The sequence below is a fragment of the Ramlibacter sp. genome (genome assembly GCF_035548915.1).
Classification (GTDB): Bacteria; Pseudomonadota; Gammaproteobacteria; order Burkholderiales; family Burkholderiaceae_C; genus Ramlibacter.
This window is the reverse complement of the sequence record NZ_DASZSE010000039.1, coordinates 205246-225327: the sequence shown is the minus strand read 5'-3', so window position 1 is coordinate 225327 and position 20082 is coordinate 205246. Positions and strand designations below refer to the sequence as shown.

The following is a 20082-nucleotide window of genomic DNA, read 5'->3' as shown; positions in this document are numbered from 1 at the left end:
GTCCTGAAGCCAGGCGAGCCCCTACTCGTCGGGAAACATCAGCTCGCGCAACTGCCCCGCCGTGCGCTGGATCCATGCGACACGCACCACCCAGCCCGGCAGTACCCGCACTTCCAGGTACATGGCCATCGGAAGCACCTCGGCCGCGCTAGCATCGAACGAGCACAGGTAGAACGAACCGATGCGAAGCGACAGCACCGACATCGCGAGCGCGGGCAACTCCTCGGTGCGCACGTAAGGCGGCGTGCCGAACGGGCGCCTCGTGGGGCGCGGGCCCGTGGCGAACAGGTGGCCGAGGCGTCTCAGGTCAAGGTCGAGCATGGCGCAACATGAAGCGATTGGACGCGATCACACCGGCGGTGACGGCGCACACGATGAGCGTCGCGAGCGCGTAGATCTTCGGCGAGATGCCGAACTTCACGCTGGAAAACACGAGCGTGGGCAGCGTGTTCACGCCCGCGCCGGCGAGCAGGCTCGTGAGCACCACGTCGTCCCACGACAGCGTGAATGACAGCAGATAGCCCGCCACCAGCGTCGGCGCGACGATGGGCAGCGTGATGGTGAAGAAGACTTTCACCGGCCGGGCGCCGAGATTCAGCGCCGCCTCCTCGAGCGACAGATCCATTTCGAGCAGGCGCGACCGCACGAGCGTCGCCACGTACGCCATGCCGAGCGTCGCATGGCCCGCCCAGATGGCGCCGAAGCCGAGGTCGATGCGCAGCACGAAAAGGAAGAGCAGCAGAAGCGAGAACGCGACGATCACTTCGGGCATCACCATCGGCGAAGTGACGAGCGCCGCGAACAGCGTGATCGTCGGCAGGCGGCGAAACCGCGCGAGGCAGAAGCCCGCCACGGTGCCGAGCACGGTGGCGGCGGCACCCGAGAGGAGCGCGATGCGCAGCGACAGCAGCGCCGCCCCGCGCAACTGCTCGTCGGCGAAGAGCTGGCCGTAGGCCGCGAACGAGAACGAGCCCCACACGGTCGCGAGCCGGTTGTCGTTGAACGAATACACGACCATGCAGAGGATGGGCGCGTAGAGAAACACGTAGCCCGCCGCGAGCGCGGCCATGCCGACGCGCGAGATGCCCGACTTCGTCATGCCGCCTTCTCCGAGCGCAGCTGGTAGCGCTGAAAGAGCACGATGGGCGCCACCAGCAGCAGCACGAGCACCACGGTCACGGCCGAGGCCATCGGCCAGTCGTTGTTGTCGCTGAAGGTCTGCACGAGGCGCGTGCCGATGAAGATCGTGTCGCCGCCGCCCAGAAGCGTCGGGATCACGTATTCACCGACCGCGGGCACGAAGACCATCATCGAGCCCGCGACGATCCCGCCGCGCGAAAGCGGCACGGTGATCGCGACGAACACCTTCCAAGGCCGCGCGCCCAGGTCCGCCGCGGCTTCGAGAAGCCGCAGGTCCAGCTTCACCAGATGCGCATAGAGCGGCAGGATCATGAACGGCAGGTAGCTGTAGACCATGCCGACCATGACGGAGAATTCGGTGTTCATCATCGGCAGCGGCGAGTCGATGACGCCGAGCGCGAGCAGCACGTTGTTGACGACGCCGTTGTCGCGCAGGATGCCGATCCACGCGCTCACTCGCAGCAGGAACGACGTCCAGAACGGAATCATCACGGCCACGAGCAGCGCGTTGCGCGTCGCGGGCGCGGCCCGCGCCATCGCGTAGGCCATCGGATAGCCCAGCAGCAGGCACAACACCGTCGTCCAGAACGCCATCTTCAGCGATTCGACGAAGGCGCCGATGAAGTCGGGCCAGCTCGCATCGCCCAACAGGATGGAAGGCAGCTGCACGAGCGCCTGCTCGCCTTCCTGCGCGAGCTCGCGGTAGTTGGCGCCGCGCAGGTCGAGCGCGACGTGGCCCGCCTCCCGCACCACGATGTCCGTGAAAGGCGGCACGCCGATCTGCGCTTCGGTGAGGCTGATCGCCAGCACGATCAGGAACGGCAGGACGAAAAAGAGCGTGATCCATGCGTATGGCGGCAGGATCACCAGCCAGCGGCCGGCCGGGTTCACGAAACGAGCACGACGCATTCGTTCTCCGCCCAGCTCACGTGCACCGCGTCGCCTGTGGACAGCACCTCGCCGCCGTCGCGCACGGTGACAACTGCCTTCAACCTGCGCTGCGTCGGCAGCTCCACTTCAAGGAGCGACGAGCCGCCAAGATAGGCCACGTCGCGCACGGTGCCGGTCGCCCGGTTGGCGCGGTGGCCGCCTTCGGACTGCGGATGTCGCGACACGCGAACACGCTCCGGGCGGACCGATATCCACACGGCCGCGCCCGGCGCATGCATCGCGCTGTCCTCGGCAAGCAGTTCGCCTTCGAAGTCGGGCGAGCCCACGGCGAGACGCCCGCCCTCGGAGCGCTTCACGGTGCCGTAGAAGAGGTTCGTGTCGCCGATGAAGTCGGCGGTGAAGCGGCTCGCGGGCCGCTCGTAGATTTCCTGCGGCGTGCCCACCTGCAGCAGCCGCCCCTCGGACATCACGCCGATGCGGTCGGCCATCGTCATCGCCTCTTCCTGGTCGTGCGTGACCATGATGCAGGTCACGCCGACGCGGTCGATCACGTCGAGCAGTTCCTGACGCGTCTGCTGGCGGATCTTCTTGTCGAGCGCGGCGAGCGGCTCGTCCAGCAGCAGCACCTTGGGATGCTTGGCAAGCGAGCGGGCGAGCGCCACGCGCTGCTGCTGCCCGCCCGAAAGCTGCTGCGGCATGCGCCTGGCGAACCGGCTCATCTGCACGAGCTCCAGCATTTCATCGACGCGGCCGCGAATTTCCGCCGAAGGGAGCTTCTCCTGCTTCAGCCCGAAAGCGACGTTGTCCTGCACCGACATGTGCGGGAAGAGCGCGTACGACTGGAACATCATGTTGATCGGCCGCGCGTACGCGGGCGCGCGCGTGATGTCCGTGCCGTCCAGCAGCACGCGGCCCGACGTGGGCGTTTCCAGACCGGCGAGCATCCTGAGCAGCGTCGACTTGCCGCAGCCGGAGCTGCCGAGCAGCGCGAAGACTTCGCCGCGGCGCACGTCGAGGTCCACGCGATCCACCGCGGTGACGTCGTCGAAGCGCTTCAGCAGCTCGTGGATCGAGAGGAAGGCCTGCGGCGCGGGGCCTCCTTGCGGCACGCCATCGGCCATCAGTGCGCGGTCTTGAAGCGGTTCCAGAACGTCGTGAGGCGCTTCTGTTCGTCCGCCGGGATCACCTTCTTCGGTGTGAGCCGCTTCAGCACGTCGTCCGTCATGTAGATGTTCGGGTCGTCGCGAATTTCCGCCTTCACGAGCTTCGTGGCCGGCACGTTCGGATTGGCGTAGTAGACCTCGTTGGAGATCGCGGCGACCACTTCGGGCCGCAGGATGTAGTCGATGAACTTGTGCGCGTTGCCCGGATGCGGCGCGGACTTCGGAATCGCCATCGAGTCCACCCACAGGATGGTGCCGCGCTTGGGCAGCAGGTACTTGATCTTCTGCCCGTTCTTTGCTTCCGCCGCGCGGTTGCGCGCCATGTACGCATCGCCGTTGAACATCATCGCCACGCACAGGTCGCCGTTGGCCATGGCGTCGATCGGCGAGCTGTTGAAAAGGCGCACGTCGCGGCGGACTTTCGCGAGCTGGTCGTTCGCGGCTTTCAGCGCCGCTTCACTGTAGTCGCCCGCCGCGCGTCCCTGGAAGATGTTGACCATCGCATACGCGTCGCTCGGCGTGTCCATGTACGACACGCCGCAAGAGCGCAGCTTCGACGTGTAGGCCGGATCGAACAGGAGCTTCCATTCGTCGTCGGGGAGCGGCGCGCCCAGCGCCTTCGCGACCTTGTCCACGTTGATCGCGAGCGCGGTCGTGCCCCACATGTAGGGCACGAGGTGCGCGTTGCCCGGGTCGGCGACGGCGACCTTCTGCAGGATCGTCGGATTCAGGTTCGCGTAGTGAGGCAGCTTCGCCTTGTCGAGCGGGCGATGCACGCCCGCCTGGATCTGCTTGCCCGCGAATTCGATGCTGGGCACGACGACGTCGTAGCCCGCCTTGCCGGTGAGGAGCTTCGCCTGCAGCGTCTCGTTGCTGTCGTACAGGTCGTAGCGGACCTTGATGCCGGTTTCCTTCTCGAAATTCGCGATGGTGTCCTTCGCGATGTAGTCGTTCCAGTTGTAGACGTTGAGAACCTTCTCCTCGTCGGCCCGCGCGCCGGGCGCGGCGAGCGCAAGCGCCCCCGCGACCATCGGCGCCAGGACCATCAGCCCCCAGTTGCGCATTGCCCGCTCCAGTCAAAAAAGAAGCGGCACTCAGGCCGCCTCGGGAAGTTTCGCTCGTGCCGGAAATTCTGGCATTGTGCCGTCGTCCCCGCAGCCGGGCTGAACCGTACGGGCAATCCCTAGCCGAGCCCGCGGGGAAGCACGCGCGCGGTGCGTTCAGTGCATGGCCTGCACCAAGGTCAGCACCCCGGCCGGATGCCGAACTTGCGCAGCACGATCTCGAGCGGACACCAGCGCGTCACCGAGCTTTGCAGCAGGTTGGCGCCGACGAAGGCCGTGAGCGCGAGCCACCACGGACTCACGAAGAGCGGGCTGCCCGGGATGGCGAGGGCGAGCGAAACGAGGATCACGATCCCCGCGAACATGCGGACGAATTGCCAAGAGGTCATGGGGAAACTCCTTCGGATGCCGGTGGAAGAACGGGGCGGCTCGCGTGCGTCCGGCGCGCTGCGAGCCAATAGAGAAGCGGAATCACGACGAGCGTGAGCACCGTGCTCACGAGGATGCCGAAGATGAGCGAGATCGCGAGGCCGTTGAAGATCGGATCGTCGAGGATGAAGAAGGCCCCGAGCATCGCGGCCAGCCCCGTGAGCACGATCGGCTGCGCGCGCGTCGCGGCGGAGCGGACCACGGCCTCCTCGAGCGCGACGCCCTGGGCCACCTGCAGGCGGATGAAGTCCACGAGCAGGATCGAGTTGCGCACGATGATGCCCGCGAGCGCGATCATGCCGATCATGCTGGTGGCGGTGAACTGCGCGTGCAGGAGCGCGTGGCCCGGCATCACGCCCGCGAGCGTGAGCGGGATCGGCGCCATGATGACGAGCGGCACGAGGTAGGAGCCGAACTGCGCGACCACGAGCAGATAGATGAGTACGAGCCCGACCGCGTAGGCCGCTGCCATGTCGCGGAAGGTCTCGTAGGTGATCTGCCACTCGCCGTCCCATTTCACCGCGTAGCTGCGGTACGGATCGGCCGGCTGGCGGATGAAGTATTCGGCGGGATTCGCGCCGTTGCCGGCGACGAGCGCGTTCACCGCTTCGCGCATGCGGAACATGCCGTAAAGCGGGCTGTCGAGCGAGCCCGCCATGTCGCCCACCACGTAGCTCACCGGCAGCAGGTCCTTGTGATACGCGGGCTGCTCGCGCAGGGTGTCGCTCACGGTCACGAGTTCGCGGATCGGCACGAGCTGCCCCGCCGAGCCGCGCACCGCGAACTGCAGCAGGGCGTCGATGTCGCCCTGGCGTTCGGCAGGCAGTTGCAGCACGGCGGCCGCGGGGTATTTGCTTTCGTCGTGCAGATAGGTCGCGGGTTCGCCCGCCAGGCCCGCGCGCAGCGTCGAGACGACGGCCTCCTGCGGCACACCCAGCAGCGCGGCTTTGCGGCGATCCACGTTCAGTTCCTTGCGCGGCGCCGCGGCGATGCCGCTGTCGTCGACGTCCACGACGCCGGGCGTGCGCTCGAAGACGCCGCGTACCGCGCGCGCGAGCTGCAGGCGCCCCTCTCTGTCGGGCCCGTACACCTCGGCCACGATCGGCGAGAGCACGGGCGGGCCCGGCGGCACTTCGACGACCTTCACGTTCGCACCGTGGCGCTGCCCGATCGCCTGCAGCAGCGGACGCAGCCGGGTGGCGATGGCGTGGCTCTGCTCGCTGCGCTCGTGCCTGCCCACGAGATTCACCTGCAGGTCACCCACGTCGCCGCCGGAGCGCAGGTAGTACTGCCGCACCAGGCCGTTGAAGTTGATCGGCGCGGACGTGCCCGCATACGCCTGGTAGTCGGTGACTTCGGGCTGGCGCGCGACGAGTGCGCCCAGCTCGCGCAGCGCGGCGGCCGTCTTCTCCACCGGCGTGCCGGCGGGCATGTCGACGACCACCTGGAATTCGGACTTGTTGTCGAAGGGGAGCATCTTCAGCACGACGAGCCCGAGCATGGGCAGTGCGAGCGAGACCGCGATGAGGCTGTACACGCCGGCCCAGAGGACTCGGCGGTTCCTCGCGCCGCGCCGCGCGTCGAGCAGCGGCGAGAAGACCCGCCGCAAGAGTGGAAGCAGCCGGTCGCCGTGCCCCTTTTTCGCATGCCGTTCGGCGCTGTCCGGGGCCTGGCGAATCCACAGGCGCGCGAGCCAGGGCGTCACCACGAACGCGATCGCGAGCGACAGCACCATGCCCATGCTCGCGTTGATCGGAATGGGGCTCATGTAGGGGCCCATGAGGCCGGAGACGAACGCCATCGGCAGCAGTGCCGCGATGACGGCGAGCGTCGCGAGGATCGTCGGGCCGCCCACTTCGTCCACCGCGCCGGGAATCACGTCCGCGAGCGGCCGACCGGGATGCATCGCCTGGTGCCGGTGGATGTTCTCCACCACCACGATGGCGTCGTCCACGAGGATGCCGATGGAGAAGATGAGCGCGAAAAGCGACACGCGGTTCAGCGTGAAGCCCCACGCCCACGAGGCGAAGAGCGTGACGGTGAGCGTGAGGAGGACCGCGATGCCCACGATGGCGGCTTCGCGCCGTCCCAGCGCGAAAAAGACGAGCGCGACCACGGACACGGTCGCGAAGAGGAGCTTTTGCATCAGCTTCAGCGCCTTGTCGTTCGCGCTCGCGCCGTAGTTGCGCGTCTCGGCGAGTTCCACGCCTTGCGGAATGACGGTGTTGCGCAGTTCGTCGGCACGCCGCATCACGGCATCGGCCACGTCGATCGCGTTTTCGCCGGGCTTCTTGGTGATCGAGATCGTGACGGCCGGGTACTCGCCGCCGCCCTGACCCGCGATGCCGTGCCACACGTACTCGCCCGCAGGCAGCGGGCCGTCGCGCACGTTCGCGACGTCCTGCAGGAACACGGGCCGGCCGCCGCGCGTGCCGACGACGAGTTCGCCCACGTCGCGCGCATCGCGCAGGAACGGGCCCGATTCGAGCGCGACGGCCCGGTTCGCGCCGAGCAGATCGCCGAGCGGCGATGCGAGGTTCGCGCCCTGCAGCGCCTGCCGCATGTCGGCCACCGTGACGCCGGCGCCGTTCATGCGCGCGGGGTCGAGTTCCACGAGCACCGCGCGGCCGGGCCCGCCGGTGGTGGTGACTTCACGCGTCCCGGGCACGCGCTTCAGGTCGGCTTCGACGCTGTGTGCCACGCGCTCGAGATCGAAGGGCCCGAGCGCCGCTTCCTTCGCGAAGAGCGTGAGCGTCACGACAGGCACGTCGTCGATGCCCTTCGGCTTGACGATCGGCTCGCCCGCGCCGAGTCCGCGCGGCAGCCAGTCGGAATGCGAATGGATCGTGTCGTACAGGCGCACGAGCGCTTCCGTGCGCGCAACGCCCACCTTGAACTGCACGGTGAGCACCGCGAGGCCGGGGCGCGACACCGACATCACGTGTTCGATGCCGGCGATCTGCGAGAGCACCTGCTCCGCGGGCACGGCCACCATCTGCTCGACGTCCTTCACGCCGGCGCCGGGGAAGGGAATGAGCACGTTGGCCATCGTCACGTTGATCTGCGGCTCTTCCTCGCGCGGCGTGACGACGAGCGCGAAGACGCCGAGCAGCAGCGCGACGAGCGCGACGAGCGGCGTGATGCGCGCCGACTGGAAATACGCCGCGATGCGACCGGGGAGGCCGAGCGGGCTCATCGCGAAGCTCCGATGCGCGCCGCGGCCTGCGGCTCGAGCGCGACGCGCTCGCCGGCGCAGAGGCCCGCCAGTACTTCGACGCGGCCGCCCTGCGCGCGGCCGAGGCGCACCTGGCGCAGCAGGGCGCGACCTTCGGCATCCACGACGTACACACCGGCGAGCTCCGCGCGCCGCTGCACCGCCTGCGAAGGCACGTACAGGCGCGCGCCCTCGCCGGAGGACACGGCGAGCCACGCGCGCGCGAACATGCCGGGTGCGAGCCCGCCGAGGTTCGGCGGCAGGTCGAGCCGCAGTTCCATCGTGTGCGTCGCGGGGTCGACCGCGGGCAGGAGTTGCGAGCGGACGGGCTGGATGCGGCCGCCCGCGATGCCGGGTACTTCGGCCTGCGGAAGCGCGGCGCCCGCGAGGTTTGCCGCGACCGTCTGCGGAATCGGCACTGCGATGCGCAGAGCTTCGGGGTCGTAGAGAGTGATGAGCGCGCGGCCTGGCATCGCCATGTCGCCCAGCACCACGGAGACATCCGCCACGATGCCGTCATACGGCGCCCTCACCGTGTGGAAGTCCGATTGCGTGCGCGCCGCGCCGGCGTTGGCGAGCTGCGCGGCGGCTTCGGCCTGCGCGGACTTGTATTGCGCCTCGGCACGATCGAGCGCGGCCTGGCTGATGTACTTCTGCTGGAAGAGCTGCTGCTGGCGCTCGAAGTCGCGCGTGGCCGCTTCCTGCATCGCGCTCGCGGCGCGCACCTGCGCGGCGCCGGCCGCGGCCGCCTGCTCCGCGGCGCGGGCATCCAGCCGCAGCAGCACCTGGCCCGCCTTCACGCGATCGCCGGCCTTCACGCCCAGGGCGACCACCGCGCCGGGCACCTGCGCCGCGACCACGGTCTGCCGCACGGCTTGCACGACGCCGTCGAAGGCCGAACCTTCCTGCGCGTCGCCGCCCACGACCGCCACCGTGGCGAGCGGCGGCGCGCCGTCCTTCGCTGCGGTTTGCACGACGCGGGACGACGCCGCGGCCCAGGCGCCGAGCATGGCGAGCACGGCCACGGCGGCGAAGGGCGCAAGAGCGGCGGTGAGCTTGCGGGGGCGAGCGGACATGAGGAACAGGACCTTTCGTCGACGGGCTTGCCGGTTTCGATTCGTTGATGTATTATTTGCGCAATTAGTTAAGAAATCAAGTGCTCAACAACTGGAATTTCCCCGGCGCCGCCGCGCCGGATGCGGCATGATCGGAACCCGCCCCCTTCGCACTGCCTGGAGATGAAAGGTCTTTCCCCCGAGATGCTCGAGCGCGTGGCCGCGTATTTCCAGGCGCTGGCCGAGCCGACGCGGCTGCAGATCCTGAACCTGCTGCGCGACGGCGAGCGCAACGTGGGCGAGCTCGCCCAGCTCACCGGCTACACGGCCGCGAACGTGTCGCGCCACCTCTCGCTGCTCATGCGGCACGGCTTCGTCGCGCGCGACAGCCGGGGCACCGCGGTGTACTACCGGATCGCCGACCCGTCGGTGTATTCGCTGTGCGACGTCGTGTGCGGCAACATCGCCGAGCAGAGCGAGCGCAGCGCGCGCGACGGGCGCGTGCTCTCGCAGAGCGTGCGTGCGGCGTCGCGTTCGCGCGCGAAGTGAATCTCCGCCGCGCGGCCCCTCCCTGTCAGCCGCGCCGCTCCCCGGCGATGCGGATCAGCTCGGGCAGATTCGACGCGCCGAGCTTCGCCATCACACGAGCCTTGTGCACTTCGACCGTGCGCGGGCTGATGGCCAGTCGCTCGCCGATCGACCGGTTGTCCAGCCCCTGCACGACGAGGTCCAGCACCTCGCGCTCGCGCGGCGAAATCGATTGCGCTGCGCGCGGCTCGGGCGGCAGGCCGCGCATCGCCTCCTCGATCGAGCGCAGCAGCCGCTCGTCGTCGAACGGCTTTTCGAGGAAATCGACGGCCCCCGCCTTGAACGCCTGGCGCGCGGCGGCGATGTCGCCATGGCCCGTGACGATGATGAACGGCAAGCGGGCGGGGTGCTCGGCGAGCGCCGCCTGCAGGTCGAGCCCCGACATGCCCGGCATGCGGATGTCGGCGATCACGACGCCGCGCCAATGCGCTGCCACCGCGCCCAGGAAGTCCTCGGCGCTCGCGAACACCGCGGTCGCGTAGCCGCGCAGGCTGAGCAGCAGCGACAGCGCGTCGCGCACCGACGCGTCGTCCTCGACGATGAAGACCGTCTGGCTGTGCATCGCCTAAGCCTCGTGGTGCGGACCGGCCGCGGGCAACGAGAAGAAGAAACGGCCGCCCGGCCCCGGCTCGGCCCACATGCGCCCGCCGTGGGCATCGACGATGAGCCGGCTGATGCCAAGCCCCACGCCCATGCCGCCGGCCTTGCCGGAGGGGCGGCTTTCGAATACCGAGGCGATATCGCTCACCGCGAGCCCGGCGCCGGTGTCCAGTACCGAGACCACCACGTCGCCGTCGTCGATGCGGATTCGCACATGCACCGCCGGCTCGTCATGCCGCGGCGGCGCGGCGGCCGCGTCGATGGCGTTCGCGACGAGATTGCGCAGCACCACGCCGATCTGCACGCGGTCGAGCCAGAGCGGCGGAACGCCCGCGTCGCAATACCAGTCCAGCCGCAAGCCGAGCGCGTGCGCGCGCGCGGCTTGCGACTGCATCGCCTCGTCGAGGAGTTCGGCCAGGCCGACGAGCGCGAGCTGCGTCGTGCGCTCGCGAAAGAAGTCGCGCAGCCGCCGCACGATTTCGCCCGCGCGTCCGGCTTCCTGCACGAGCTTGCCCGACACGCTCACGAGCGGCTGCGCGGCCTGCGCGTCGCTTTCGCCGAACCGCTCGGCGAGCAGTTGCGAAGCGCGCGCGTAGGTGGTCATGGCCGCGAGCGGCTGGTTCAGCTCGTGCGCGAGCGCGGCGGCCATGTCGCCCGCCGCAGCCTGCCGCAGCGTCGCGCGCAGGCTGCGTTCGGCCTCCTCCCGCTCGTCCACGGTGCCGCCCAGCAGGAGACCCGTCGCGCCGAGCACGGCCATGAGGACCTGCAGCTCGAAGACCGTGAGGGGCCGGTATTGCGCGGACTGCACGGCCACGATCAGGAGCACCTGCACAAGGATCGCGGACCAGACGGCCCCGGCGAGCCCGAAGCGCGCCGCCGCCCACACCACGGGCACGAACAGCAGATAGAAGAGCCTGAACTGCTCGTCGGGCGGGCGCGCGAAGAGCGCGAGCGTCGCGAGGCATGCGACCAGCACGGCCAGCCACCACTCCACCGACCGCGCCATGGCCTTGGAACGTGCGCGGCCCTCGCGTTGCGCGAGAACGGAGATGAGCGGCAGCGTGACGAGCATGCCCACTGATTCGCCGATCCAGGCTCGGTAGATGGCCGAGGCGAGACGCTCCGGCACGGACGCGTCGATCAGCGCGAGCACCGCCACGTGCAGCAGCGATGCCGCGAGCGCGCCCGCGGCGACGACCGCGAGCAACGTGGCGATGCGCTTTCGGCTGGCAACCCCTTGCGCGAGTCCGGGCCAGCGGGCGAGCAACGCCGCGGTGAGCGCATAGCCGGCGGCGAGCGCCACCGCCGCGAGAAGCGAAACGAAGAGCGGGTCGACCACGGAAGCCGGCCGGGCGAGCATTTCGCCGATCGCCACCGCGAGCCCCGCCAGCCACCACGCGCGCGGCCGCCAGATGAGCAGCGCCACGGCAAGCCCCGCCTGCGGATTCCACGGCGTGATGTTCAGGCCGCGCATGGGATGCACGAAGCTCACCCAGTCGAGCGAAACATAGGCGAGCAAAAAACCGATGGCGAGCGCCGCGCCCGGTTGCGCGGGTGTGTGCTGCCAGGGTGGCTCGCGGTCGACGGCGATGCCCATGCGCGAATTCTGCGGCCGCCGGCCGGGCGTGGGCCCTACTTCCTGGCCTGCATCACGCCGAGCATCATCTCGGTGTTGAGCTTCGCCATCTCCTGGATCAGGGTCCACTGCTTCGCCATGAGCTGGCCGAACTCCGCGTCGCCGGGATAGGCTTTGCCCGACATCGCAAGCTGCGCCGTCGACTGCGCGATGCTCTGCTGGTCGGCGAGAATCTTCTTCACCGCGTCGTTGTATTGCTCGAGGGTCATGGCCGTGTCTTTCGCTCGGGCATTGGCGCCCGGGCGTCATCTTAAGTCCCCTTGCCCGTCAATTCCCGCGCAAGCGGGGAATTCAGCCGCGGAAGTGGCAAGCCACCATGTGCCCTTCGCCCGCGTCCTTCAACACCGGCGTCTCGGTGCTGCACAAAGGCAGTTGCGCGATCGGGCAACGCGTGTGGAACCGGCAGCCCGTGGGCGGATGAATCGGGCTCGGCACGTCGCCCTTCAGCATGATGCGGTGGCGCTTCACTTCCGGGTCGGGCACGGGCACCGCGGAGAGCAGCGCTTCGGTGTAGGGGTGCAGCGGCCGCCTGTAGAGCTCGCGCGCGGGCGCGATTTCGGCGATGCGGCCCAGGTACATCACCGCCACGCGATCGCTGAAATGCTCGACCACCGAGAGGTCGTGCGCGATGAAGAGATACGTGAGCTGCAGCTTTTCCTGCAGGTCTTCGAGCAGATTGATCACCTGCGCCTGCACCGACACGTCGAGCGCCGAGACGGGTTCGTCGCACACGACCAGCTTCGGGCTCACGGCCAGCGCGCGCGCGATGCCGATGCGCTGGCGCTGCCCGCCGGAGAATTCGTGCGGGTAGCGGCGCAGGTAGTCGGGGTTGAGGCCCACCATCTCCAGCAGCTCGACGACGCGGTCCGTCGCGGCCTTCGCGTTGGCCGCGAGCTTGTGAATGGCGAGCGCCTCCCCGATGATCGAGCCGACCGTCATGCGCGGATTGAGCGACGCATACGGGTCCTGGAAGATGATCTGCATGTCGCGCGCCAGCGCGCGCAATTGCGAACGGTCCTGCGCGATCACGTTCTTGCCGTCGAACCACACCTCGCCGGAGGTGGGCTCGATCAGCCGCAGGATGCAGCGGCCCGTGGTGCTCTTGCCGCAGCCCGATTCGCCCACGAGGCCCAGTGTCTCGCCCTGCGCGAGGTCGAAGCTCACGCCGTCCACGGCATGCACCTTGTCCACCACGCGCTTGAAGACGCCGCCCTTCAGCGGATAGTGCTTGACCAGATCGCGGACTTTCAGGAGCGGCTCGGCGGGCGCGTCCTCGGGCTTCAGCACCGCGTTCATCGCGGCGCCTCTTCGAGGATGCACGCGACCTTGTGCCCCGGCGCGACTTCGCGCAGCGGCGGCGTCGCTTCGCGGCAGGCGGGCATCGCGTACTTGCAGCGCGCGGCGAAGCGGCAGCCCTCGCGCGGCGCGATGAGTTTCGGCACCGTGCCGGGGATCGCCTCCAGCCGCCCGCGCTCGGTCTTCGTGAGGTCGATGCGCGGGATCGAGCGGATGAGGCCCTGCGTGTACGGATGCCGCGGATGCGCGAAGAGCTCCTTCACCGGCGCTTCCTCCACGACCTTGCCCGCGTACATCACGACCACGCGCTGCGCCATCTCGGCCACCACGCCCATCGCATGCGTGATGAGCATGATCGCCATGCCCATGCGCTCCTTCAGCTCCTGCATCAGCTCGAGGATCTGCGCCTGGATCGTCACGTCGAGCGCGGTGGTCGGCTCATCGGCGATCAGCAGGCGCGGGTTGCACGACAGCGCCATCGCGATCATCACGCGCTGGCGCATGCCGCCGGAGAACTGGTGCGGATAGTCGTGGATGCGTTGTTCGGGCTGCGGAATCTGCACGAGCTTCAGCATCTCGGCCGCGTGGTCCATGGCCGAGCGCTTGCTGTAGCCGCTGTGCAGCCGCACCGCTTCGGCGATCTGCTCGCCCACCGTGTACACCGGGTTCAGCGACGTCATCGGCTCCTGGAACACGATCGCGATTTCCTTCGCGCGGATCTTGCGCATGCCCTCGGCGTCGAGCGGCACGAGATCGCGCCCCTGCCACAGCACCTCGCCGGCGACGATGCGCCCGGGCGGCATGGGGATCAGCTTGAGCACGGTCATCGCCGTCACCGACTTGCCGCAGCCCGACTCGCCGACCACGCACACGGTCTCGCCGCTGTCCACGGAGATGTCGACGCCGTCGACGGCATGCAGCCAGCCGTCGTCGGTCTTGAAGTGGGTTTTCAGGCCCTTGATGTCCAGAAGGGGCATCTACATCACTCTCCGCGGGTCGAGCGCGTCGCGCAATCCGTCGCCCACGAAGTTGATCGCGAGCACGGTGAAGAAGATCGCGGCGCCCGGAAAAAGCGCCCAGAAGGCCGCGATGTCGATCTGGTCCTTCGCGTCGAAGAGGATGCGGCCCCAGGTCGGCACGTCCGGCGGAAAGCCGAGACCGAGGAACGACAGCGTCGACTCCGCGATGATCGCGGCGGCCACGTCGATCGTGCCGGCGACGATCACCGGCCCGAGCGCATTGGGCAGGATGTGCCGCACGACCTGGCGCATCGTGCTCGCGCCGAGCGCGCGCGCCGCCTCGACGAATTCCTTCTCGCGCAGCGAGAAGAACTGCGCGCGCACGAGCCGCGCGACCGGCATCCAGCGAAAGCCTCCGATCACGAGCACGATGAGGATGAACATGCCCACTTCGGGGCCGAACACCGACTTGAGCGATTCCCGGAAGAGGTAGATGAGCAGCAGCAGAAGCGGCAGCTGCGGCAGCGACAGGAAGAGGTCGGTGAGCCACATCAGCGCCGCGTCCACGCTGCCGCGCGCCATGCCCGATATCGAGCCGATGGTGACGCCCACGAGGATCGACATCCCCATCGCCGCGAGGCCCACGGCGAGCGAGATGCGCCCGCCGTACATCATGCGTGCGAGCAGATCCTGGCCCAGATCGTCGGTGCCGAACGGATGCTGCCAGTTCGGGGGGGTGAGCCGCGCGGAGAAGTCGATGTCGTTGATCGCGACTTTCCAGAAGACGGGCCCGATCAGCACGGCGGCGAACATCGCCACGAGCACGATGAGCCCGGCGAGCGCGAGCTTGTGCCGCCGGTAGCGCCGCCACGCTTCGCGCCACGGCGACACCGAGCGCGGCTTCGCGACCTCCACGGCCGCCTCTGCAGGCTCAGCGATAGCTGATGCGGGGATCGAGCCATCCATAGAGCAGGTCGGCGATGAGGTTGAAGAGGATCACGAGGCAGGCGAACACGAAGGTCACCGCCATGATGACAGGGGTGTCGTTGCGCAGCACGGCGTCGATGAGAAGCGAGCCGATCCCCGGGATGCGGAAGATCTGCTCGGTGACGATCGCCCCGCCGAAGACCGCGGGCATCGTGAGCGCCACGAGCGTCACCACGGGAATGAGCGCGTTGCGCACCACGTGCTTCATGACCACCACGCGCTCGGCAAGCCCCTTGCTGCGCGCAGTCGTCACGTGGTCGAGGCGGATCACGTCGAGCATGGCCGAGCGCACGTAGCGCGTCCAGCTCGCGGCCTGGAAGAGCCCGAGCACGAGCACCGGCATGATCGACTGCCTGATCTGTTCCTGCCACCACCACCAGCCGCTCGCGCTGATGTCCGCGCGGAACACGAACGGCAGCCAGTGCAGCTTGATGGAAAAAAGCAGGATGAGCAGAAGACCGGTGAAGAACGTCGGCAGCGAAAAGCCGATGAACGCGAGCGTGCTCGCGATGCGGTCGAACCACGAATACGGCTTCACCGCCGAATAGATGCCCACCGGCAACGCGATCGCGAGCGCGAGGACCTGCGACGAGCCGATGATCGCGAGCGTGACGGTCACCCGCTGCATGATGAGCGTGTCGACGTTCACGCGGCTGATGAAAGAGAAGCCCCAGTCGCCGTGCAGCATCGCCCAGAGCCAGCGGAAGTAGCGCTGGTACACGGGGTCGTCCAGGCCGAGGCTCGCGCGCAGCGCGAGCTTCACTTCGGCCGGGACGTTCGGGTTGGTCGCGAGTTCGGAGAACGGGTCGCCCGGCGCGAGCGCGAGGATCGTGAACAGGACGACGCTGATGCCCAGCAGGCTGGGCACCGCGATCAAGAGTCGCCGCAGGAGGTAGCGGCCCACGGCGAATCCCTCTACTCTCTCCTCAGGCTTCGCGGTACCAGTTCTGGATCAGGCAGAGATCGAGATCCCAGCCCGAAGGCATCGCCACGAGCTTCAGGTTGGCGCCCTGCACCTTCGGCCGGTTCACGAGCGGCACCACGGCGTGGCTCTGCACCACCAGGTCGTTCATGTGGATGAAGAGCGCCGCGCGCTTGGCGGGGTCGAGTTCCGCCTTCGCCTGGTCGTAGGCCTTGTCGTATTCCGGGTTGCTGTACCGCGCGATGTTGCGGCCCTGCCATTTGTTCGCCTTCGACGAGATCTGGGCCGTGATGTACTGGTCCATGAACCGCTCGGGGTCGGGGTTGGTCTGCGTCGTGGTGTACATCTGCATGTCGCACCAGAACTTGCTGTAGGTGTCGGGGTTGGCGACGTCGGAGGAGAAAAACACGGAAGCCACGACCGACTTCAGCTCGACGTCGATGCCGGCCTTCTGGCAGGCCTGCTTGATGACGGCCTGCTCCTTTTGCCTCAGCGAATTCACCGAGGTCTGGTAGACGATCTTGAACTTGCGTCCGCCCTTCTCGCGGATGCCGTCGGCGCCCTTCTTCCAGCCGGCCTGGTCGAGCAGCGCATTCGCGCGGTCGAGGTTGAAGTCGATCTTGTTGTTGGGCGAGCGGTAGCGCGGGGGATTGTTCAGGAAATTCGCGGTCGCGATGCCGGTGCGGCCATAGAGGAATTTCTGGATGGAATTCTGGTCGCACAGGTGCATCATCGCCTGCCGCACGAGCGGGTCGCTGAACGCGAAGTGCTTGCTCTTCACGCTCGCGCGCTCGCCGTCGACTTCGTTCCACGGGTCGGTGACGTTCAGCTGGATGAATTCGATGTTGCCCCCGGGCGAGATCGTCGCCTGGCCCTTGCCGCCGTCTTCGAGGCGCCTGAGCACTTCGTCTTCCACCTGCAGGTTCCAGGCGTAGTCGTATTCGCCCGTCTGCAGCACCGCGCGCGCCGCCGATGGCGCGTCGCCTCCGCCCTTCATCTCGATCGAGTCGAAGTACGGGCGGTTGGGCATGTGGTAGCCCGTGTTGATCTCGCCGCGCACGATGTCGCCGGGCTTGAAGTCCACGAACTTGTACGGCCCCGTGCCCACAGGCTTCAGGTTGGCCGGCGCTTCGCGCGACTTCGCGCCGATGAAGGGGCCGAACACGTGCTTCGGGATGATCATGCCGGTGTCCGCCACGAACGCCTGGGCCCAGAAAGGCGTGGGCTTCGGGAAGGTGATGCGCACCGTATTGGCGTCGACCTTGGCCACAGAAATCTCGTTGTACACGGCGGCGGTGACGGCGGCCGTGGCGGGGTCCTTCGCGTATTCCCAGGTGAAGACGACGTCGTCCGCGGTGAACGGCTGGCCGTCGTGCCACTTCACGTCGCGCTTGAGCTTCCACGTGACGGACCGGCCGTCGGCCGCGACGCCGCCGTTTTCGCGCGAGGGAATCTCCGCCGCGAGAATGGGGATCAGGTTGCCGTCGTTGTCCCACACGGCGAGCGGCTCGTAGAAGATGCGCGAGCCTTCCTGGTCCTTGGTGCCGTTGGCGAAGTGCGGCTGCAGGAGCGTCGGGCCCTGCCACCACAGGATCTTGAGCGGGCCGCCGCCGCCGCGTTTGGTCGGCTTGTAGGCGGGCATCGGCTGCGCCTGCGCCACGCCGTAGTGCATGAGCATCATGCTGGCCATCGGCGCGGTCAGCCCCACGGCCACCATCCGCTGGATGAAGCCGCGGCGCGGCAGGGTGCCGGAGCGCACTTCTTCGACGAGATCCCGTATTTCGTGTTCTTGCATGACGCACTCCTTCGGTGGCTGTTTGGAAGACAGCAAAGAATGCGCCAGACGCCGCCCGGGGGGCCTCAGTGCAAACGCTAATAGAGGCGCGTCATCCGCCCGAAATCGGGCATCGCCGCACTGGCGAAGCCGGTGCAATCGAGCGAGCCGAGGGCGATGCGCCCCGATTCGATCTTCAGGCGCACCGCGCCGTGGCTTCTCACGTAGACGTCGGGGTGCGCCTGGAGGAACGCTTGCTGCTCGCCCTCGGGCTCGGCCGCGAGGCCGTTCACGTAGTGGTGGCCGTTGCGCTCCACGTGCCGCACGCCAAGGAGATTCACGAGCGCGAGGTCCTGCTGCACCGAAAGGCCCGCCTGCGTCGTCAGGTCCTCGGCGGACATGAAATAGCGTTCGGCGTTCTCTTCACGGTTCCACGCCGCGCACCGCGCCGCGTTCAGGAGCGACTTGTAAAACCCCTTGCAGGTCTTGGAGGAAATGCCGCTGTAGCCGTGGCGGCGCGCCACGACGAAGCTGTCCAGCTCGCCGTCGGACTCGTCGACGATGACGGGCTTGCCAAGGTCCGCCGCGCGCAGGTCGACCTGCAGGGCCGTCTTGCGGGCGATGGGCTGCTCGATGAAGAGGATCGATTGCCACAGGCGCGCAAGGCGCGGCCGCTCGCGGATGCCGCTCACGAGTTGCGCCACGCCTTCGGGGCTCTCGTACTGCTCGTTGCCGTCCAGCGATGCGAAATACGGTTCGCCCGACCGGTCGAGGACGGCCGCGATCGCTTCGAGCCGCGCGAGGTCGGCATCGACGCGGCCCGCGACCTTCAGCTTGAAGTAGCGGTGGCCGTAGGTCCGCACCACTTCCTCCAGCGTCTCGGGCAGGCCGTCGTTCACCCGCTGGGTCGAGTCCTGGGACGTGATCGCATCCACGAGGCCCACCGTATGCCGCGCCTCGATGGAGGAAGCGGGACGCAGCCGCGCCAGAAAGGCCTCGATGCCGAGCCCCGCGAATTCCGGACGCAGGCGCTCGTCGATGCCCACCGCGTTCTCGCGGATCGCGCGATAGAACGATAGGCCGAGCGCGCGGCCAAGCGCATCGAGCACCGCGCGATCCACCTGCGCCGGCCCGTAGCCGGCGAGAAGCGGGTTGAAGCCCCGCGCCGCGCCGCGCTTCAGGCAGTCGTCGTGGTTGCGCGCGAAGTGGCCGAACCCGGTCGCCGGCGACGCGTCCGCCAGATACGCTTCGCGCGCATCGCGCAGGGTCTGCCTCAACTGCTCGAAGTTCTGCTCGTTGGTGAGAGCGAGGTTCTTGTCGAACCACTTGGGCGCCATCATCTCCGCGGCCGCGCCCCAGGCGCTCGGGCCGCCCGCGAGTTCGATGCGCGCGCGAACGAACGCCTGCGGCGAGTGCGTGAGCGTCACCACGCCGAAGCGAAACGGCAGCCTCAGCTTCACCGGCCGCTCGTACAGCTCGATCTCGCGCACCGTGAAGCGGGGAGCTGCGGTCGTCATGCACCGACTCCTTCCGTCACGCCGCGCAGATAGCCGATGGCGCGCGCGGCGGAGCCCGGCCCGTCGGGCACGTAGTCGAAAGGCTCGACCGCGACGATGCCTGTGTAGTGGCCCTGCGCGCGCATTCGTGCCAGCGTCTGGAGGATGGGCGCGAATTTCAGATCGCCCTGCCCCGGCCCGCGGCGATTCGGGTCGTTCACCTGCACGTGCGCGATGTGGCTCGTGGGCATCCAGCGTGCCATCAGTTCGTGCACGGGCTCGCTTTCGGTGCGCCCCGCGGCGCTGCAGTCGATCATCGTCTTGAAGGCGGGCGAGGCGATCTGCTCCACCATCTCGATGGCCTCGGCCACCGTGTTGACGAGGTCGGTCTCGCGTCGCGCGAGCGGCTCGATGCAATAGACGACACCGCACGATTCGGCCCGGCTCGCCGCGCGCCGCAGGCACTCCCGAGCGCGCGACCACGCTTCCTCGCGCGTCGCGTCCGCGGGCACGCTGCGCTGCTTCGGAGAACCGTGCACCAGATACCGTCCGCCCATCGCCGCGCAGAGCTCCACGAGGCGTTCCATCACCGATGCCGTGCGATCGCGCACCGCTTCGTCGCCGCTCACGATGGACAGGCCCGGCGGCGCCACGAGCAGCCAGTGCAACCCGTCGATGGAAAGGCCGTGGTCGATCGCGATGCGCCGGAATTCGCCCGCTTGCGCATCGCTGATCGTCATCGGGTCTTCGGCCAGCGTGAAAGGCGCGACTTCCAGGCCGTCGTAGCCCAGTTGCGCGGCGAGAGCGCATTGCTCGGCGAACGCGAGCGGTTGCAGGACTTCGTTGCAGAGTGCGATGTGCATTGGGG

At 68.3% G+C, this 20082-nt stretch carries 19 protein-coding genes; 1 reads left to right on the top strand and 18 read right to left on the bottom strand.

Annotation, left to right across the window (positions count from 1 at the left end):
• Positions 1 to 21: 21 nt before the first annotated feature.
• The 8 genes from VHA82_RS15250 to VHA82_RS15215 all read right to left on the bottom strand — a co-directional run bounded on the left by VHA82_RS15250 (position 22) and on the right by VHA82_RS15215 (position 8977).
• Complete coding sequence (locus tag VHA82_RS15250; RefSeq protein ID WP_325545170.1) at positions 22 to 321, bottom strand: hypothetical protein; 300 nt, start codon at positions 319 to 321, stop codon at positions 22 to 24.
• Entirely contained in the window at positions 308 to 1099 is a 792-nt protein-coding gene (locus VHA82_RS15245; RefSeq protein ID WP_325545168.1) for an ABC transporter permease, read from the bottom strand. The genes VHA82_RS15250 and VHA82_RS15245 overlap by 14 nt, the downstream gene beginning before the upstream one ends.
• Positions 1096 to 2049, bottom strand: a complete 954-nt coding sequence (locus VHA82_RS15240) for an ABC transporter permease subunit (RefSeq protein WP_325545166.1) — start codon at positions 2047 to 2049, stop codon at positions 1096 to 1098. The genes VHA82_RS15245 and VHA82_RS15240 overlap by 4 nt, the downstream gene beginning before the upstream one ends.
• The gene (locus tag VHA82_RS15235) at positions 2028 to 3152 is read right to left on the bottom strand and encodes an ABC transporter ATP-binding protein (RefSeq protein ID WP_325545163.1); all 1125 of its coding nucleotides are present in this window, start codon (positions 3150 to 3152) and stop codon (positions 2028 to 2030) included. Before VHA82_RS15235 ends, VHA82_RS15240 begins: the two co-directional genes overlap by 22 nt.
• Positions 3152 to 4258, bottom strand: a complete 1107-nt coding sequence (locus tag VHA82_RS15230) for a polyamine ABC transporter substrate-binding protein (RefSeq protein WP_325545161.1) — start codon at positions 4256 to 4258, stop codon at positions 3152 to 3154. The genes VHA82_RS15235 and VHA82_RS15230 overlap by 1 nt, the downstream gene beginning before the upstream one ends.
• Positions 4259 to 4437: 179 nt before the next feature.
• Positions 4438 to 4647: a DUF2892 domain-containing protein gene (locus tag VHA82_RS15225; RefSeq protein WP_325545159.1), complete on the bottom strand. Its 210-nt coding sequence runs from the start codon at positions 4645 to 4647 to the stop codon at positions 4438 to 4440.
• Positions 4644 to 7883: an efflux RND transporter permease subunit gene (locus tag VHA82_RS15220; RefSeq protein ID WP_325545156.1), complete on the bottom strand. Its 3240-nt coding sequence runs from the start codon at positions 7881 to 7883 to the stop codon at positions 4644 to 4646. Before VHA82_RS15220 ends, VHA82_RS15225 begins: the two co-directional genes overlap by 4 nt.
• On the bottom strand, positions 7880 to 8977 hold the full coding sequence (locus tag VHA82_RS15215) for an efflux RND transporter periplasmic adaptor subunit (RefSeq protein WP_325545154.1): 1098 nt from the start codon (positions 8975 to 8977) through the stop codon (positions 7880 to 7882). The genes VHA82_RS15220 and VHA82_RS15215 overlap by 4 nt, the downstream gene beginning before the upstream one ends.
• 162 nt (positions 8978 to 9139) lie before the next feature.
• On the opposite strand from VHA82_RS15215, the gene VHA82_RS15210 reads away from it, so the two are divergent.
• A complete protein-coding gene (locus VHA82_RS15210) occupies positions 9140 to 9505 on the top strand; it encodes a metalloregulator ArsR/SmtB family transcription factor (RefSeq protein WP_325545152.1) in 366 nt (121 codons plus the stop codon).
• 25 nt (positions 9506 to 9530) lie between these two features.
• Here VHA82_RS15210 and VHA82_RS15205 read toward each other — a convergent pair whose 3' ends face one another.
• The 10 genes from VHA82_RS15205 to VHA82_RS15160 all read right to left on the bottom strand — a co-directional run bounded on the left by VHA82_RS15205 (position 9531) and on the right by VHA82_RS15160 (position 20077).
• Complete coding sequence (locus tag VHA82_RS15205; protein ID WP_325545150.1) at positions 9531 to 10106, bottom strand: response regulator transcription factor; 576 nt, start codon at positions 10104 to 10106, stop codon at positions 9531 to 9533.
• A 3-nt stretch (positions 10107 to 10109) separates the two neighbouring features.
• Positions 10110 to 11741 (bottom strand): MASE1 domain-containing protein, encoded by a 1632-nt coding sequence (locus VHA82_RS15200; protein WP_325545148.1) that lies wholly within the window; start codon positions 11739 to 11741, stop codon positions 10110 to 10112.
• A gap of 35 nt (positions 11742 to 11776) precedes the next feature.
• The gene (locus tag VHA82_RS15195; RefSeq protein WP_325545146.1) at positions 11777 to 11989 is read right to left on the bottom strand and encodes a hypothetical protein; all 213 of its coding nucleotides are present in this window, start codon (positions 11987 to 11989) and stop codon (positions 11777 to 11779) included.
• 82 nt (positions 11990 to 12071) lie between these two features.
• Positions 12072 to 13076, bottom strand: coding sequence for a dipeptide ABC transporter ATP-binding protein (locus VHA82_RS15190; RefSeq protein ID WP_325545144.1), 1005 nt, complete (start codon positions 13074 to 13076; stop codon positions 12072 to 12074).
• On the bottom strand, positions 13073 to 14053 hold the full coding sequence (locus VHA82_RS15185) for an ABC transporter ATP-binding protein (protein ID WP_325545141.1): 981 nt from the start codon (positions 14051 to 14053) through the stop codon (positions 13073 to 13075). Before VHA82_RS15185 ends, VHA82_RS15190 begins: the two co-directional genes overlap by 4 nt.
• Complete coding sequence (locus VHA82_RS15180; protein ID WP_325545139.1) at positions 14054 to 14950, bottom strand: ABC transporter permease; 897 nt, start codon at positions 14948 to 14950, stop codon at positions 14054 to 14056. It lies immediately after the preceding gene.
• Between the two features lie 16 nt (positions 14951 to 14966).
• Complete coding sequence (locus VHA82_RS15175; RefSeq protein ID WP_325545137.1) at positions 14967 to 15926, bottom strand: ABC transporter permease; 960 nt, start codon at positions 15924 to 15926, stop codon at positions 14967 to 14969.
• A gap of 22 nt (positions 15927 to 15948) precedes the next feature.
• A complete protein-coding gene (locus VHA82_RS15170) occupies positions 15949 to 17739 on the bottom strand; it encodes a peptide ABC transporter substrate-binding protein (RefSeq protein WP_325545135.1) in 1791 nt (596 codons plus the stop codon).
• A gap of 77 nt (positions 17740 to 17816) precedes the next feature.
• Complete coding sequence (locus VHA82_RS15165) at positions 17817 to 19235, bottom strand: enolase C-terminal domain-like protein (RefSeq protein ID WP_325545133.1); 1419 nt, start codon at positions 19233 to 19235, stop codon at positions 17817 to 17819.
• A complete protein-coding gene (locus VHA82_RS15160) occupies positions 19232 to 20077 on the bottom strand; it encodes a sugar phosphate isomerase/epimerase family protein (RefSeq protein ID WP_325545131.1) in 846 nt (281 codons plus the stop codon). The genes VHA82_RS15165 and VHA82_RS15160 overlap by 4 nt, the downstream gene beginning before the upstream one ends.
• Positions 20078 to 20082: the final 5 nt, after the last annotated feature.

Coding starts and splice junctions, on each gene's coding strand:
- VHA82_RS15160 (WP_325545131.1), bottom strand. CDS start 20,077: ATGCACATCGCACTCTGCAACGAAGTCCTGCAACCGCTCGCGTTCGCC.
- VHA82_RS15230 (WP_325545161.1), bottom strand. CDS start 4,258: ATGCGCAACTGGGGGCTGATGGTCCTGGCGCCGATGGTCGCGGGGGCG.
- VHA82_RS15165 (WP_325545133.1), bottom strand. CDS start 19,235: ATGACGACCGCAGCTCCCCGCTTCACGGTGCGCGAGATCGAGCTGTAC.
- VHA82_RS15190 (WP_325545144.1), bottom strand. CDS start 13,076: ATGAACGCGGTGCTGAAGCCCGAGGACGCGCCCGCCGAGCCGCTCCTG.
- VHA82_RS15185 (WP_325545141.1), bottom strand. CDS start 14,053: ATGCCCCTTCTGGACATCAAGGGCCTGAAAACCCACTTCAAGACCGAC.
- VHA82_RS15205 (WP_325545150.1), bottom strand. CDS start 10,106: ATGCACAGCCAGACGGTCTTCATCGTCGAGGACGACGCGTCGGTGCGC.
- VHA82_RS15220 (WP_325545156.1), bottom strand. CDS start 7,883: ATGAGCCCGCTCGGCCTCCCCGGTCGCATCGCGGCGTATTTCCAGTCG.
- VHA82_RS15195 (WP_325545146.1), bottom strand. CDS start 11,989: ATGACCCTCGAGCAATACAACGACGCGGTGAAGAAGATTCTCGCCGAC.
- VHA82_RS15200 (WP_325545148.1), bottom strand. CDS start 11,741: ATGGGCATCGCCGTCGACCGCGAGCCACCCTGGCAGCACACACCCGCG.
- VHA82_RS15170 (WP_325545135.1), bottom strand. CDS start 17,739: ATGCAAGAACACGAAATACGGGATCTCGTCGAAGAAGTGCGCTCCGGC.
- VHA82_RS15250 (WP_325545170.1), bottom strand. CDS start 321: ATGCTCGACCTTGACCTGAGACGCCTCGGCCACCTGTTCGCCACGGGC.
- VHA82_RS15215 (WP_325545154.1), bottom strand. CDS start 8,977: ATGTCCGCTCGCCCCCGCAAGCTCACCGCCGCTCTTGCGCCCTTCGCC.
- VHA82_RS15245 (WP_325545168.1), bottom strand. CDS start 1,099: ATGACGAAGTCGGGCATCTCGCGCGTCGGCATGGCCGCGCTCGCGGCG.
- VHA82_RS15235 (WP_325545163.1), bottom strand. CDS start 3,152: ATGGCCGATGGCGTGCCGCAAGGAGGCCCCGCGCCGCAGGCCTTCCTC.
- VHA82_RS15240 (WP_325545166.1), bottom strand. CDS start 2,049: ATGCGTCGTGCTCGTTTCGTGAACCCGGCCGGCCGCTGGCTGGTGATC.
- VHA82_RS15210 (WP_325545152.1), top strand. CDS start 9,140: ATGAAAGGTCTTTCCCCCGAGATGCTCGAGCGCGTGGCCGCGTATTTC.
- VHA82_RS15225 (WP_325545159.1), bottom strand. CDS start 4,647: ATGACCTCTTGGCAATTCGTCCGCATGTTCGCGGGGATCGTGATCCTC.